This is a genomic window from Agrobacterium sp. 22-210-1, assembly GCF_053522525.1.
The window spans coordinates 2,400,827-2,415,594 of record NZ_JBNWCI010000001.1 but is presented as its reverse complement, the minus strand read 5'-3'; the positions used below and the strand labels follow the sequence as shown (position 1 = coordinate 2,415,594).

Annotated in this window: 17 protein-coding genes; 8 read left to right on the top strand and 9 right to left on the bottom strand. The window is 58.7% G+C overall.

Translation table 11 applies throughout. The features are described from left to right. Positions 1 to 18: 18 nt before the first annotated feature. Both ACQZ5F_RS12125 and ACQZ5F_RS12120 read right to left on the bottom strand, forming a co-directional pair. The gene (locus ACQZ5F_RS12125) at positions 19 to 633 is read right to left on the bottom strand and encodes a transglutaminase-like cysteine peptidase (protein WP_046799236.1); all 615 of its coding nucleotides are present in this window, start codon (positions 631 to 633) and stop codon (positions 19 to 21) included. 118 nt (positions 634 to 751) lie between these two features. Further along, positions 752 to 1,540 carry an alpha/beta hydrolase gene (locus tag ACQZ5F_RS12120; protein ID WP_225339556.1) on the bottom strand — a complete coding sequence of 263 codons (789 nt, stop codon included), beginning with the start codon at positions 1,538 to 1,540 and terminating at the stop codon, positions 752 to 754. A 187-nt stretch (positions 1,541 to 1,727) separates the two neighbouring features. Between ACQZ5F_RS12120 and infC the strand changes: the two genes are divergently transcribed. The 6 genes from infC to pheT all read left to right on the top strand — a co-directional run bounded on the left by infC (position 1,728) and on the right by pheT (position 7,688). After that, entirely contained in the window at positions 1,728 to 2,264 is a 537-nt protein-coding gene (gene infC / locus ACQZ5F_RS12115) for a translation initiation factor IF-3 (RefSeq protein ID WP_077224822.1), read from the top strand. 191 nt (positions 2,265 to 2,455) lie between these two features. Next, on the top strand, positions 2,456 to 2,659 hold the full coding sequence (gene rpmI / locus ACQZ5F_RS12110; protein ID WP_003493355.1) for a 50S ribosomal protein L35: 204 nt from the start codon (positions 2,456 to 2,458) through the stop codon (positions 2,657 to 2,659). A 40-nt stretch (positions 2,660 to 2,699) separates the two neighbouring features. Beyond that, positions 2,700 to 3,104 carry a 50S ribosomal protein L20 gene (gene rplT / locus ACQZ5F_RS12105; RefSeq protein WP_003507464.1) on the top strand — a complete coding sequence of 135 codons (405 nt, stop codon included), beginning with the start codon at positions 2,700 to 2,702 and terminating at the stop codon, positions 3,102 to 3,104. Between the two features lie 182 nt (positions 3,105 to 3,286). Continuing rightward, positions 3,287 to 4,171 (top strand): phosphotransferase, encoded by an 885-nt coding sequence (locus tag ACQZ5F_RS12100; protein WP_448730450.1) that lies wholly within the window; start codon positions 3,287 to 3,289, stop codon positions 4,169 to 4,171. Further along, complete coding sequence (gene pheS, locus ACQZ5F_RS12095; protein ID WP_225245065.1) at positions 4,158 to 5,240, top strand: phenylalanine--tRNA ligase subunit alpha; 1,083 nt, start codon at positions 4,158 to 4,160, stop codon at positions 5,238 to 5,240. Before ACQZ5F_RS12100 ends, pheS begins: the two co-directional genes overlap by 14 nt. 24 nt (positions 5,241 to 5,264) lie before the next feature. Then, entirely contained in the window at positions 5,265 to 7,688 is a 2,424-nt protein-coding gene (gene pheT, locus ACQZ5F_RS12090) for a phenylalanine--tRNA ligase subunit beta (RefSeq protein ID WP_448730451.1), read from the top strand. A gap of 58 nt (positions 7,689 to 7,746) precedes the next feature. On the opposite strand, the gene ACQZ5F_RS12085 is transcribed toward pheT, so the two are convergent. Further along, positions 7,747 to 8,748, bottom strand: a complete 1,002-nt coding sequence (locus ACQZ5F_RS12085; RefSeq protein WP_225339554.1) for an aldo/keto reductase — start codon at positions 8,746 to 8,748, stop codon at positions 7,747 to 7,749. Between the two features lie 116 nt (positions 8,749 to 8,864). Between ACQZ5F_RS12085 and ACQZ5F_RS12080 the strand changes: the two genes are divergently transcribed. Beyond that, entirely contained in the window at positions 8,865 to 9,755 is an 891-nt protein-coding gene (locus ACQZ5F_RS12080; protein WP_046799241.1) for a LysR family transcriptional regulator, read from the top strand. Here the strand turns inward: ACQZ5F_RS12080 and ACQZ5F_RS12075 are convergent, their stop codons facing one another. The 4 genes from ACQZ5F_RS12075 to ACQZ5F_RS12060 all read right to left on the bottom strand — a co-directional run bounded on the left by ACQZ5F_RS12075 (position 9,756) and on the right by ACQZ5F_RS12060 (position 12,805). Beyond that, on the bottom strand, positions 9,756 to 10,199 hold the full coding sequence (locus ACQZ5F_RS12075) for an N-acetyltransferase family protein (protein WP_448730452.1): 444 nt from the start codon (positions 10,197 to 10,199) through the stop codon (positions 9,756 to 9,758). A gap of 1 nt (position 10,200) precedes the next feature. Continuing rightward, a complete protein-coding gene (locus ACQZ5F_RS12070; RefSeq protein WP_448730453.1) occupies positions 10,201 to 11,151 on the bottom strand; it encodes an aldo/keto reductase in 951 nt (316 codons plus the stop codon). A 110-nt stretch (positions 11,152 to 11,261) separates the two neighbouring features. Continuing rightward, positions 11,262 to 12,245 (bottom strand): GlxA family transcriptional regulator, encoded by a 984-nt coding sequence (locus ACQZ5F_RS12065; RefSeq protein ID WP_448730454.1) that lies wholly within the window; start codon positions 12,243 to 12,245, stop codon positions 11,262 to 11,264. Further along, positions 12,245 to 12,805 carry an isochorismatase family protein gene (locus tag ACQZ5F_RS12060; RefSeq protein WP_225245071.1) on the bottom strand — a complete coding sequence of 187 codons (561 nt, stop codon included), beginning with the start codon at positions 12,803 to 12,805 and terminating at the stop codon, positions 12,245 to 12,247. Before ACQZ5F_RS12060 ends, ACQZ5F_RS12065 begins: the two co-directional genes overlap by 1 nt. 184 nt (positions 12,806 to 12,989) lie before the next feature. Between ACQZ5F_RS12060 and ACQZ5F_RS12055 the strand changes: the two genes are divergently transcribed. Further along, a complete protein-coding gene (locus tag ACQZ5F_RS12055) occupies positions 12,990 to 13,973 on the top strand; it encodes a Gfo/Idh/MocA family protein (RefSeq protein WP_448730455.1) in 984 nt (327 codons plus the stop codon). Here the strand turns inward: ACQZ5F_RS12055 and ACQZ5F_RS12050 are convergent. Both ACQZ5F_RS12050 and ACQZ5F_RS12045 read right to left on the bottom strand, forming a co-directional pair. Further along, on the bottom strand, positions 13,970 to 14,341 hold the full coding sequence (locus ACQZ5F_RS12050; protein ID WP_046799246.1) for a GtrA domain-containing protein: 372 nt from the start codon (positions 14,339 to 14,341) through the stop codon (positions 13,970 to 13,972). The genes ACQZ5F_RS12055 and ACQZ5F_RS12050 overlap by 4 nt on opposite strands. Before the next feature lie 12 nt (positions 14,342 to 14,353). Then, the gene (locus tag ACQZ5F_RS12045) at positions 14,354 to 14,596 is read right to left on the bottom strand and encodes a hypothetical protein (RefSeq protein WP_046799247.1); all 243 of its coding nucleotides are present in this window, start codon (positions 14,594 to 14,596) and stop codon (positions 14,354 to 14,356) included. Positions 14,597 to 14,768 lie beyond the last annotated feature (172 nt).

Genomic DNA, 14,768 nt, shown 5'->3' with positions numbered 1-14,768 from the left:
AGAATGGTAGTTTGAGCGTCAGCGCAACGCGCCAACCAGAACGTCACGACCATCTTCGATGGAGACCCAGCGGCCCGTATTGAAGGACGCCTGCCGTTTCAGATAGGTGTAGTTGGTGTCTGTCCAGAGCTTCACGTCGTCGGTGAGGTTGTCGAGAATATAATCGCCATCGGTGGTGCGAAGCGTCAGCACGGCATGGCCCTCGCCGTCCGGTTTGCGCACGACGGTGATCAGCAGGTCGGCCACGGAAAAACCGCGCTCGATGAGCTTCTTGCGCTTCAGCAGCACAAAATCTTCGCAATCGCCGGCCGTCGTCGGATATTCCCAGACCTCGTCCTTGCCGTAGATTTCCTGATCGGTCATCGCCACGATGGTGGTGTTGACAGAGGTGTTGATCTCACGAATGACGCCCCAGCCATATTCGGTGACGCGCGGCGGCGGCGTCATCTTGTTACGAATGTTGCATTCATCCGAATATTTCTGACAGAACTCATAATGGCCGATCGGCTGGGAGGTAATCCCGCCCGTCACCATGGAAGGGCTTCCCTTGATTTCCGCCATGGCGGAAGCAGCAGTCATTAGCCCGGCGGCAACTGCAAACAGCAGCGCACGCGCCAGCGGTGCGTTCATCATGAAACCCGTCCCTTAATTCTTAATGAAAAGTTAAGAGGGATGGGGGGTAGGAGTCAATCATTAGCAATCGGTGGCGCGCAAGACTCGTTGAATATGGTTAAGAGCGTTGCGCAAATGCCTATATTGCAAGGGCTTTGACGGCCGCGAGCATCCTGTCGATATCCTGTGGCCGGGAAAGCCGGTGGTCGCCGTCGCGGATCAGCGTCAGCACCACGTCGTCGGCGGGAAGGTGCTCGAGGAGCTTCAGCGCGTGCTGATAGGGAACGTCAGGATCGCGCATGCCCTGCAGGATGTGAACGGGGCAGCCGGTGGTGATGATGCCTGTGAGCACGCGGTTCTGCCTGCCGTCCTCCATCAGTGCCCGGGTGAAGATGTTGGGTTCGGGGCTATATTCCGAATGTTCCTCGAAATAGCCTCTTTCCACCAGCGACGTCTTTTCCGCTTCCGTCAGGCTGGGCTCTATCAACTCCGCAGTAAAATCGGGAGCGGGGGCAATAAGAACCAGACCGGCGACGGAAGGCACACCGCCTGCCTTGCGCAGCTCCTCGATCATGCGCAACGCAATCCACCCGCCCATCGACGAGCCGACGAGGATGACACGCGACGATGCCTTGGCGTGCACCACGGTGAGCGCTTCTTCCAGCCACCGCGAAATCGTGCCTTTGTTGAAATCGCCGCCGGAAGCTCCGTGGCCGGAATAATCGAGCCGCAGGCAGGCAAGACCATTTTCTGCTGCGAAGCGATCGAGCTCCACCGCCTTGGTTCCCGTCATGTCGGAACGATAGCCGCCGAGCCAGACAAGCAAGGGTGCGTCCGGCTGTGATGTTGCGCGGCGATGGAGAAAAGCGATGTTGCGGGTGTTGTCACCTGCTCCTATATGCAGGAATTCAGCGGCTTGTTCGGTCATGTATATGCAATTCTCCTGATTTTCGTGCAATATCGGCGGCGTATTTGCAAAAACCGTGGCAAGAGGTGATCTTTTCGGGCAGATATGCTATTGACTTCGCCACGGCAATAACGACATTTCCGCCGCTTGTACCAAACAAGCTGTTTTTTGCTGACGTGATCCAGAAACAGATCAGGAGAATACGACCATTCGCAGACCTTTCAAAGCCGATGCCCCCGTCAAGGAGGGCCCGCGCTCCAACCGGGAAATTCGGGTTCCCAGAGTTCAGCTTATTGATGAAGAGGGCCAGAACCTCGGTAGCATGCCGACGGATCAGGCTTTGAAAATGGCGGAAGAGGCCGGTCTCGATCTTGTCGAGATTTCGCCGAACGCAGAGCCGCCGGTATGCAAGATCCTCGATCTCGGCAAGCTTAAATACTCGACCCAGAAGAAAGCCGCTGAGGCGCGCAAGAAACAGAAGATCGTCGAGGTCAAGGAAATCAAGATGCGCCCCAACATCGACACGCATGACTATGACGTGAAGATGAAGGCGATGAACCGCTTCTTTGACGAAGGTGACAAGGTGAAAGTGACGCTGAAGTTCCGTGGCCGTGAAATGGCCCACCAGGAACTTGGCATGAAACTTCTCCTCCAGGTGAAGGAAGACACCCAGGCGATTGCCAAGGTTGAAGCCGAGCCGAAGCTGGAAGGCCGTCAGATGATGATGGTTCTCGCCCCGAAATAATTTTGCGCCAGTCTTGAGGGCTGCGTAAATCACCGCCGCAAGGGGAAATTTTCATTCCCCGTTGCGCTTTTAGCCGACTGCGGTTATAAGCGCGCGTCCGAACGGTCCGGCAGGGCATGCCGAGGCCGTTCCTGAATAGCTTGAAATAGGCCTCGTCTGCCTGTTTCGATACAAAAACACGGAGTAGCAAAATGCCCAAGATGAAGACGAAGTCCGCTGCAAAAAAGCGGTTCAAGATCACCGCTACCGGTAAGGTTGTTGCAGCCGCCGCCGGTAAGCGCCACGGCATGATCAAGCGTACCAACAAGTTCATTCGCGACGCGCGTGGAACCATGGTTCTCGCCGAAGCTGACGGCAAGAAAGTCGTCAAGAACTACCTGCCGAACGGTCTCTGAGACTTTTCCGCACTTTTGGACACTTTAAGGAGATCATGACATGGCACGCGTAAAACGTGGCGTAACTTCCCGCGCCAAGCACACCAAGACACTCAAGGCAGCCAAGGGCTTCTACGGCCGCCGCAAGAACACCATCCGCGCAGCAAAGGCTGCCGTGGATCGTTCCAAGCAGTACGCTTACCGCGACCGCAAGGTCAACAAGCGCAACTTCCGCGCTCTGTGGATCCAGCGTATCAACGCTGCTGTTCGCGAATTCGGCCTGACCTATGGCCGCTTCATCGACGGCCTGAACAAGGCTGGCATCGAAGTCGACCGCAAGGTTCTGTCCGACATGGCCATCCATGAGCCGGCAGCATTCGGCGCGCTCGTTGAAGCAGCGAAGAAGGCTCTTGAGTACCTCAAGGATGCTGGTACGACCAACGAGTTTGAAACCGCTGTAAAGTAATTACGGCGCGGACAATCTGTTGTTCATTTGAAACCCGCGCCGGTCCTCCGGCGCGGGTTTTCCGTTTTTGAAGTTCATGGCAATTCCGGCAAAAGCGTCAGGCGCTTCGTCCCGGATTTGTCGGAGACAAAAGGGTGGGGCATCGGCCGGCATTTGACCGGGCAAGCTCCAGGGGGCAAAAAATGCTGGTTGCCGCAAGCGAAGTGGAAAAGGCAAAGGGCTTTCACGTCCATCTCGAGGATGGTGATATCGCAGCCTTGATGCGGGCATTGCTTCAGAGCGAGCGCCGTGTGCAGAAACTCGAGCTTTCCGCCGCTACCGTCTGGATCAAACGTCAGGGCACGGAAACGCCGTCCTGGTGGATAAAGCTGCAGACTTTTCTTGCAAAACTGCTTCCCTACACCTTCATGCGGCCTTCGCCACCGCTTGACGGTGCCGGGCTGATGCGCCGCGAACTCGAAACGCTTGAGGTCTTCAAGGCCCGCGGTTTTCCCGTTCCGCCGATCATTTATTCCTCGCTCACGGCCGTTGTTCTGGGCGATGTCGGGCCCACCATCATGGAGCGCATGGACGCGATAAAGGTCGCAAGACAGTCGGAACATGATGCCTTGCTGGTTAAATCGGCAGAAGCGCTTGGTGAACTGCACGCGGCGGGTCTCTGCCATGGTCGTCCGCATGTGCGCGACTTCTTTCTCCAGGACGGCCGTGTCGGCTTCATGGATTTCGAGGAGCGCCCTCAGGAGGTCATGCCGCTGGAAACGGCGCAGGCCCGCGATATATGGCTGCTGTTTTTACAGGTCGCGACCCGCGCCTGCGATACGTCGAAAACCTGTGATGCCGCCTTTTCCCGCTGGCGTGAAAACGCCCCGCCCCGGGCGCTGGAAGAATTGTGCCGCCTGACCGGCATTCTGGGGCGATTTTTACCGCTTGCCCGGTTGATCGGGCGCGTGCGGATGGGTAGTGATCTGCGACGCTTTATCATGGCGACCGACTATCTGATGAATGCTGTGAACCCCGAAGCCGCTCTCAAAAAAACCGGCAAGGCAGGAAAAGATGACAGAACTTGATACCTTGAAATCGCAACTGATGTCGGAGATCGCCACCGCTGCCGATGAGCCGGCCATCGAAGCCGTGCGCGTTTCGGCGCTGGGCAAGAAGGGCTCGGTTTCGGAGCTTCTGAAGACGCTTGGCAGCATGACGCCGGAAGAGCGCCAGACCCGGGGCGCTGCCATCAATCAGCTCAAGACTGAGATCACCGACCTCATCGGCGAGCGCAAGAACGCGCTGAAGGATGCCGCCATCGCCGCCCGCCTGAAGGCGGAAACGGTGGATGTCAGCCTGCCGGTTCGCCAGTCCCCCGCCGAGCGTGGCCGCATTCATCCCATCAGCCAGATCGTCGATGAAATCACCGCCATCTTCGCGGATATGGGGTTCTCGATCGCCGAAGGTCCTGACATCGAGACCGACTATTACAATTTCACGGCGCTGAATTTCCCCGAAGGCCATCCGGCCCGCGAGATGCACGACACCTTTTTCTTCCAGCCGGATGAAAACGGCGAGCGCAAGGTGCTGCGCACCCATACCTCGCCGGTGCAGATCCGCACCATGGAAAGCCAGAAGCCGCCGATCCGCATCGTCATTCCCGGCAAGACCTACCGTCAGGATTCCGACGCCACTCACTCGCCAATGTTCCATCAGGTCGAAGGCCTTGTCATCGACAAGAAGGCGCATGTGGGCAATCTGCGCTGGGTACTGGAAGAGTTCTGCAAGACCTTCTTCGAGGTCGACAGCGTCGTCATGCGTTTTCGCCCGTCCTTCTTCCCCTTCACGGAGCCGAGCTTCGAGGTGGATATCCAGTGCGACCGTTCCGGCCCCATCGTGAAGTTCGGCGAAGGCAAGGACTGGATGGAAATTCTCGGCTGCGGCATGGTGCACCCCAATGTGCTGCGCGCCGGCGGGCTGGACCCGGATGAATATCAGGGCTTTGCCTGGGGCATGGGCCTCGATCGCATCGCCATGCTGAAATACGGCATGCCGGACCTGCGCGATTTCTTCAACGCCGATGTCCGCTGGATGAACCATTACGGCTTCCGCCCGCTCGACATGCCGACGCTGTTCGGCGGTTTGAGCGTTTAATCCGGTTAGCCAAGGAGCAAAGACATGAAATTCACTCTTTCCTGGCTGAAAGAGCATCTGGATACCGATGCGACGCTGGACGAGATTTGCGAGCGGCTGACGGCGATTGGCCTCGAGGTCGAGGACGTTGACGACAAGGCGGCCTACAAGCCTTTCGTCATCGCCAAGGTGCTCTCCGCCGAGAAGCACCCGGAAGCTGACCGCCTGAAGGTTCTCTCCGTCGATGCCGGCGACGGCAAGCCGGTGCAGATCGTCTGCGGCGCCCCGAATGCACGCGCCGGCCTCGTTGGTGCGCTCGCGCGGCCCGGCATGTATGTTCCGGGCATCGACGTCACCCTTGCCGTCGGCAAGATACGCGGCGTCGAAAGCCACGGCATGATGTGCTCCGAAAAGGAGCTGAATATTTCCGACGATCACGATGGCATCATCGACCTGCCGGAAGATGCGCCTGTTGGTACCTCCTTCGCCGCCTATGCGGGCCTCGACGATCCGGTCATCGAAATCAACCTGACGCCCAACCGTCCGGATTGCACCTCGATCTACGGTATTGCCCGCGATCTCGCCGCTTCCGGTCTTGGCAAGCTGAAGACGAACGCAGCGCCGTCCTTCAAGGTGGAAGGCACAACCGCGGTTGATGTGAAGCTTGAGCTGGATGATGCAGCACTCTGCCCCGGCTTTTCGCTGCGCATCGTGCGTGGCGTGAAGAACGGCCCCAGCCCGAAATGGATGCAGCAGCGCCTGATGGCGATCGGCCTGCGTCCCATCAATGCGCTGGTCGATATCACCAACTACATGACCTTTGATCAGGGCCGGCCGATGCACGTCTTCGACGCCGCCAAGGTCAAGGGCGATCTGACGGTTCGCCGCGCGAAAGAGGGTGAGACCATCCTCGCGCTCGATCAGCGTGAATATAAGCTTGGCCCGAACACTGTCGTCATCGCCGACGAGAAAGGTCTCGAATCCATCGGCGGCGTCATGGGCGGCGAACATTCCGGCTGCGATGAAAACACCGTCGACGTGCTGATCGAATCCGCTCTCTGGGATCCGATCAACATTGCCAAGACCGGCCGCTCGCTCGGCATCATCACCGATGCGCGTTATCGTTTCGAGCGTGGCGTCGATCCGGACTATATGGTTCCGGGTCTGGAGCGCACGACCGAACTGGTTCTCGAACTGTGCGGCGGTGTCGCTGGCGAAGCCCGGGTTGTCGGTTACAAGGGCCATCAGCCCAAGGTCGTGGATTTCCCGCTGGCAGAAGTGAAGCGCCTGACAGGTCTGGAAGTCTCGGCGGAAGAGAGCCTAACCATTCTCAAAGGCCTCGGTTTTGGCGTCGAGGGAACGGGCGAGCGCGTCTCCGTCACCGTACCGTCCTGGCGTCCGGATGTTGATGGCAAGGCCGATCTGGTGGAAGAGGTCATGCGCATCCATGGCGTCGACAACATCAAGCCGGAACCGCTTGAAAGCTTCGGCGCCGTCAACGGCCGTATCCTGACCACGCTGCAGGTCCGCACCCGCACCGCGCGTCGTGCCTTGGCAAGTCGTGGCATGCTGGAGGCCGTCACATGGTCCTTCATCCCGGAAGCGCAGGCAAAGCTGTTCGGCGGTGGTTCACCCGCGCTGAAACTCGCCAACCCCATCGCGGCCGATATGTCGGACATGCGGCCCTCGCTGCTGCCCGGCCTCCTGACCGCCGCGCAGCGCAATGCCGATAAAGGCTATGGTGATGTTGCAATCTTCGAGGTCTCCGGCACCTATGAGGGCGATACGCCTGAGAAGCAGCGCCGCGTTGCCGGCGGCGTTCGCCGTGGCACGGCCTCGCTCGCAGGCAGCGGCCGCATGTGGTCCAATGCTTTGAAGGGCGGTGGCAAGCCGGTGGATGTCTATGACGCCAAGGCCGATGCGCTCTCGGTGCTGGAAGCCTGCGGCTTGCCCATGGCCAATGTGCAGATCGAAGCCGGTGCGCCTTCCTGGTATCACCCCGGTCGCTCCGGCACCATCAAGATGGGTCCGAAGGTCGTGCTCGGTTATTTCGGCGAATTCCATCCAAAGACGCTGTCCGAACTGGATGTCTCCGGCGCCTATAGCGGTTTCGAGGTCTATCTCGACGCCATGCAGGAGCCGAAAAAGAAGGCGACCCGCACCAAGCCGGCGCTCGAGCTTTCGCCCTTCCAGGCCGTCAAGCGCGACTTCGCCTTCGTGGTCGACAAGTCGGTAGAGGCGGGCGCGATCATCAAGGCCGCAACGAGCGCTGACCGCAAGCTGATCACCGGCGTCAATGTCTTCGATATTTTCGAGGGCGCATCGCTCGGCGAAAACCGCAAGTCGGTCGCCATCGAAGTGCAGATCCAGCCGGTCGACAAGACGCTGACGGATGAGGATTTCGAGGCTCTGACGGCCAAGATCGTCGGCAATGTCGAGAAATCCACGGGCGGCGTTCTGCGCGCCTGAGAGTGGATGAAGGTCTGATTGAAAAAAAGCCGCGGCAACTGCCGCGGCTTTTTGGTTTTTAACGGTTGGCCATCTGTGACATGCGTTCGGGATAACGTGCGCCCGCAACTTTTGCGGGGGAAAGCAGAGCGCCGAGGCTGGCGGCTTCGTCCGCTGTCAGCGATACCTCCGCAGCGGCCGCGTTCTTTTCCAGATTGGCGATTTTTGTCGTGCCGGGGATCGGGACGATGAAGTCACCCTGCGCCAGAACCCAGGCCAGCGCCAGTTGTCCGGCCGTAACGCCCTTTTCAGCCGCCATGTCTTCCAGGAGCTGGATGAGCGCCAGATTGGCGTCGAAGTTCTCGCTTTGGAAGCGCGGCAGGCCGCGGCGGAAATCATCGGCGGCAAGGCCGTCGAGTGACTTCAGTGCGCCGGTCAGGGCGCCGCGACCAAGTGGGCTGAAAGGCACGAAACCGATGCCGAGTTCACGGCAGGTTTCCAGCACGCCGTTTTCCTCTACATCGCGGGTCCACAGCGAATATTCGCTCTGTATGGCCGCAATCGGATGAACGGCGTGTGCCTTGCGAAGGGTTTCGGCGCTCGCTTCCGACAGGCCGAGATGTTTCACCTTACCCTGTCGGACCAGCTCCGCCATAGCCCCCACCGTATCTTCGATCGGGACAGCAGGATCGACGCGATGTTGGTAGAACAAGTCGATAACATCGACGCCAAGGCGTTTGAGCGAGGCTTCTGCGACGGCGCGCACATTTTCCGGCCGGCTGTCGGTGCCCACCATCATCTGGCCTGCGGGTTTGCTGGGGTCGATCCTGAAACCGAACTTGGTGGCGATGACCACCTTGTCGCGATAGGGCTTCAAACCCTTGCCGACGAGAATCTCGTTATTGTAAGGCCCATAAACCTCTGCCGTATCAAAAAAGGTGACGCCGAGTTCGACGGCACGGTGCAGCGTCGCTATTGCGCTGCTTTCATCGCCGGTCGGGCTATAGGCATGGGTCATTCCCATGCAGCCGAGGCCAAGCGCCGAAACGGAAAGGTTGTTTCCGAGGGTTCTTTTTTTCATCTGTTCGTCCTTCCATAAGGAACCGCCCGTCATCAGGGCGTGATCAGAAAATAGCGTCTCATGGCGATAAAAATAATCGCTGCAAATCCGCTTGGGTTGTTCTATCATTTAGAACAATGAACCGTGTGCAACTCTCCCAGCTGGCCGTTCTCGCCGCCGTTGCCGAAGGCCGCAGCTTCCGCAAGGCCGCGGCTGAACTCGCCATTGCGCCCTCCGCCGTCAGCCATGCCGTCTCGTCGCTGGAGGCAAGTCTTGGACTGCGCCTGCTTCATCGTACCACCCGAAGCGTTTCGCCGACAGAGGAGGGCAGGCGGCTTCTCGAAACGCTGGGTCCGGCGCTTGCCGATATCGATGCGGTCATCGAGACACTTGCCGAGCATGGCGGCAGACCGGCCGGGCCTCTGCGCATCACCTTGCCGCGGCTGGCCGCCGAGGATCTCATCGTGCCGCGGCTGGGTGAATTCCTACGGCTCTATCCCGATATTTCACTCGAAATCTCAACGGATGATCGTTTCGAAGATATTGTCGCGAAGGGTTTCGATGCCGGTCTGAGGCTCGGGGAGCACCTGGATGCGGATATGATTGCGGTGAAAGCCAGCGGTGCGTGGCGCGGCGCGATTGTTGGTTCTCCGTCCTATTTTGCGGAAAATCCACCGCCACGCGATCCCAGGGATCTCATTCGGCATCGCTGCATCCGCCGGCGCTTCGCGAGTGGCCTTATCTACCGTTGGGAACTGGAGAAGAATGGCAAGCCGCTGGTGGTCGATGTTCAGGGACCTTTGATCCTGTCGGACCAGAGCCTCATTCGCCGGGCAGCAATTGATGGAGCAGGGCTTGCCTTCGTTTTCGAGCAGCGCGTCGAGGACGATATCAGGCAGGGCAGGCTCATCCGCGTGCTGGAGGACTGGTGTGCGCCCTTTGACGGCTTCTATATCTATTATCCCTCGCGCCGGCAGATGCGCCCGGCGCTGAGGGCTTTCGTGGATTTCTTCCGCTTTCGGGTCTGATCAGAACTTGATGCGATAACGAATATGGCCGTCGCTTTTCACGTAGCTGTCGTAAAGTTTCTGGGCGCGCTGATTGTCCTCGCCAGTGTGCCAGTAAAGCCGTGACCAGCCCTTTTCCTTGCAGATCGCGATAAGATCGTCCATCAGCGCCCGGCCCGTCCCTTTGCCGCGGATTTCGCCATCAACAAACAAATCCTCCAGATAGCAATCGGGCGTCTTCACCCAGGTGGAATCATGGAAGTGATGGATGGCGAAACCGGCTATGCGGTCACCAAGCGTGGCCACACGCATGGAAACCCGCGATGTGGGATCAAGAATGCGTGCCCAGGTATGGTCAGTCACGTCACCGGCAAGTTCGACCTCATAAAAAGCGAGGTAATCGTTCCAGAGGCGCAGCCATTCCGCCCGGTCAGCCGGCTGCGCATCACGAATTGTAAGCTCCATCTTATGCGCCCGCCTTGTCGAGAAGGGTCATCATTTCATCGGTCAGCTTCAGGTCGACGGCGCGTTTGAAGCTTTCAAGCTGCGACAGGCTGGTGGCGCTGGCAATCGGCGCGGTTATCGCCTTTTTCCGCAACAGCCACGCCAGCGCGATATCGGCGAGCTTGGCCCCGGTCTGCACCGCCACCGCATCCATCGCCCCCAGAACGGCAAGGCCGCGCGTGTTGACGTATTCGCCGACGCGATAGCTGCGGGCAACGCCTTCAGTATCGGCCTTGGCACGGTATTTCCCGGTCAGGAAACCGGCTGCGAGGCTGTAATAGTTGATGACGCCGATCTCTTCTTGCACACAAAGATCAGCAAGTGGACCTTCGAAATCCGCGCGGTTGTAGAGATTATATTCCGGCTGCAGCACGTCGTAACGCGGAAGATTGTTTTTCGCCGCCGTATCCAGCGCCTCCTGAAGCTGGCTGGCGGAATAGTTGGAGCAACCGATGGCGCGGATTTTTCCCTGTTCCTTCAGCTTTGCGAAGGCGGCAAGCGTCTCTTCCAGCGGCACGTCGGCATCCGGCTTGTGGGCGAGATAGAGGTCGATATAGTCGGTTTGCAGCCGCTTCAGTGAGGCATCGACAGCCTCTGCGATCCACTTGGCGCTGAGGCCGGTCTTCTGGCCGCGATTGTCAAAACCGACCTTGGTGACGATCACCGCATCCTCGCGCTTCACGCTCGATTGCTTCAGCCATTTGCCGATAATGGCTTCGGATTCGCCGCCCTCATGCCCGTCCACCCAGGCGGAATAGACATCCGCCGTGTCGATGGCGTTGAACCCGGCGTCGAAAAAAGCGTCGAGCAGGGCAAAGGAAGTCTTCTCATCCGCTGTCCAGCCGAACACGTTGCCGCCGAAAACGATCGGGGCGATGGAGAGGCCGGTGCGGCCGAGGTTTCGTTTTTCCACGGGGAATGCTCCTGTTGCTGACTTGGTGACAAGGTTAGCAACTGCTCATCCGCATAACCATTCAATTCCTTTGATGGCACTCATCAGGCAATCGACGGAAGCTGGCGAGATCAGCTCCGATAGCCGCGATAGTGGCTGGGCGGAAGGTGATTATGCTGTTGCCACACACGCCGCAAATGCCGGGCAGAGGCAAATCCCGCCCGTTCGGCGATGGCCTCCATGTCGAGGCGGCTATTGGCGAGAATGTCTCGGGCCAAATTGACCCGCATCAGATTGACGTAATCGATAACGCTGATGCCGGTATGTTCACGAAACAGGCGCGACAGATGCCTTTCGCTGAGGGCTGCAATATCGGCCAGGCCTTCCAGCGACCAGTCTCGGGCTGGCTCGGCCATCACCGCGTCCTGCACGCGGTGAATGGCGGGGTGCATGTGGTTACGGCCTGTCAGCCAGGGCGAAATTTGCGGATCGCTGCCGTTGCGCCTGAGATAGATAACCATGGTTTTTGCAATGCGCGCCGCGACCGCCGGGGATGTCAGCCGGGAAATCACATGCAGCATCAGGTCTATGCCGGTGGAGATGCCAGCGCTTGAGAAGCGGTTTCCGTCCTCGACGAACAGTCGGTTTTCGGCCACCTGGGACAATGGCGCGATGCGTCGCAGCGCTTCGATGCAATCGGCATGTGTTGTGCAGCTTCGTCCGTCGAAAAGTCCCGCCTCTCCCGCCAGCAATGCACCGGAGCAGATGGAAATGACAGTGGTATCGATACGCGCGACGCGGCCCAGCCATGCCGTCAATGCCTGCCGCTCCCGCCGCGTTTCCGGTTCGCTCTCGGAATGCGACGTGCTGCCGGAGATCAGCAGGAACGCATTTTCTGGAAGCGCCGCCGGCAGGGCCTCCAAACCGCAAAGGTCAAGGCCGATCGAGGATTGTTGCCTGTCCCTTGCCGCAATGTAGTGGCAGTCGAAAAAAATGTCGCTTTGCTCGCCATTGGCATAACGGATTACCTGCAGGGGGCCGGCAATATCGAGCAACAGCGCGTGCGGCGGCACAAGCGTATAAAAGGGAATGATGCGTGTGCCGCCTTTGTCCATCAGGCTGCTTCTTTCAGGGCTACAAGCGCGTCATTCACCGTGGCGATGCGTGCGAAGCGGCCGGCCAGCACCAGCTCGGTGCGTTTGCGGATATCGTCGGCGCTGAATACCGTGCCGGAGGCATGTGTCATCGGAAAGGTCAGCGTTGCCTCGGTGACGTAATCGACGCTGTAGCCGAGATCGGAAGCGTGCCGCGTCGTCGTTTCGCAGCATTGTTCAGTGCGGATGCCCGAGACGATCAGCCGATTGATGCCTTTCTGCGTCAGCCAGATTTCAAGGCCGGTGCCGGCGAAAGCCGAATGGCGGCTCTTCTGAAAGGTCACGTCGGGTGCGATCTCCACACCCTCAAGCGTGCGGACATAGCCGCTGTCTTTCGAGAAGGCCCTGTCGCCATCGACATGGAAGATTTGCACAACGGGAATTCCCGCGGCCTTGGCGCCGTCAATCAATCCCTGCTGTTTCTCCAGATAGGTAGCAAGTCCGCTTTCCTCGAAATAAGGGGTGTGCCGAAACGATTCCTGAACGTCGATAACGAGCAGTGCGGTGTGAGAAGAGGACATTTCATGTTTCTCCATTGGGTTTATTCATAGCATAATTCCCCCTTATGCATCCCGATAAAAGCAACCAGGCCGACAAAGGCAGGACACATCCGGCCATACTTTATGGTGATCGGACTTTGCCGGCTTGCCACACGGTGCCGGGGTGGTAAGTTTCCGAAGAAATGGCAGAGTGGGGAGAACGGGAATGCTGCGCTTCGGAATAATCTCAACGGCGAAAATCGCTCAGGATCACGTCATTCCGGCAATACAGGATGCGCAAGACTGTGTGGTGAGCGCTATCGCCAGCCGCGATCGCGCCAAAGCGCGCGCGGTTGCCGAGCGTTTTTCCGTGCCGCATGCCTTCGGTTCCTATGAGGAGATGCTGGCATCGGATGTGATCGATGCGGTCTATATTCCGCTTCCAACCGCGCAGCATGTGGAATGGACAATCAAGGCGGCCGATGCTGGCAAGCATGTGCTGTGCGAAAAGCCGATTGCGCTGAAGGCGCGGGAGATTGATACGCTTATCGCCGCGCGCGACCGCAACGGCGTTGTTGTGTCCGAGGCTTTCATGGTCACCTATGCGCCGGTCTGGGCCAAGGTGAAGGAGTTGCTGGCATCCGGCGCCATCGGCACGCTGAAACATGTTCAGGGCGCTTTCAGCTATTTCAATCGCGATCCCGGCAACATGCGCAATATTCCCGAACTGGGCGGCGGAGCCCTGCCGGATATCGGTGTCTACCCAACCATCGTGACCCGTTTTGCCACCGGCGCGGAGCCGAAGCGCGTGCAGGCCACGGTTGAGCGCGACAGGGAATTCGGCACGGATATCTATTCCAGCGTCAGAGCTGATTTCGGCGGTTTCGAACTGAGCTTTTATCTGTCGACCCAGCTTGCCGCCCGTCAGCTCATGGTCTTTCACGGCACGGATGGTTACATCGAGGTCAAATCCCCTTTCAACGCCAATCGCTGGGGTGCGGAAGAGATCGAGCTGACCAATCAGGCCCATAACCAGTCGCAAGTCTTTCGGTTTCAGGATAGCCGTCAATACAAGCTGGAGGCGGAGGCCTTTGCCCGCGCAGTGAAGGGTGAGGGCGAAGTCGTTACGCTGGAAAGCTCGAGGAAGAACCAGCTTTTTATCGACGCCATCTATCGGGCAGCCGAAAAGGACGGTTGGGAAACGGTTTAATCCCTGTCCAACTGCTGTTTTTGCAGCCGTCGGTAGCCATAAAGCGCCAACAGCAATGCCGCGAATGCTGAAAAAGCGAGCGGGATAAGCGGCTGGACCAGCGGGTTGCGCCATTGCAGCAACATAAACAGCCCCACACCGACGACGCGGGCGGTGAGCGTCACAGCATTCACGAGAAAAACGCTCAACGTGGCCGGTGCACCGCCGTTGGCGCGGTTCAACCGCCAGCTCGTCGCAACGCCTGCCGCCGCACCGGGCAATCGGGCGGAAAGCGGATCGACACCGAGATAGAAAATGAGCAGGCAGGTGACGGTAAGGTCAGCGGCCAATCCGCAAATCTCGGTCAATGCGAAGTGCGGAAGTCTCAAGGCCGTGAGCTTTTAAAGCGTCGGCTGCGTGGAGCGCGGGCGTTGCAGCACGAGAAGGCCGATGACGACACCGACGACGCCGAAATTATACCCGGCGAGCGCCAGAAGCAGCGACATCAACGGTACGGCCGTGGAAGAAAGCGCCATTGCTATACCATAAGCGCCGATAATCATCATGCAGATGAAAATGATGCTGAAGACAGAACGCAACGCAACTGCGGTTACGCCAAGCACTGTGGCGGTAAGAAAAATCATGGATGCCGCCTCCTCTTTGGTTGCCGGGCCTGGGAAAATACCTAGCGTCTTCTTCCCTAACGAACCCTTGTTTTCTCCTCCGTTCCCTGTTTTCCTAACTCGTTAGTTGAGGATATGGTTTCATCGCCGTTAAAATCGGGCTGGCGAGCACCGGCATTTCCGAATCGACGGG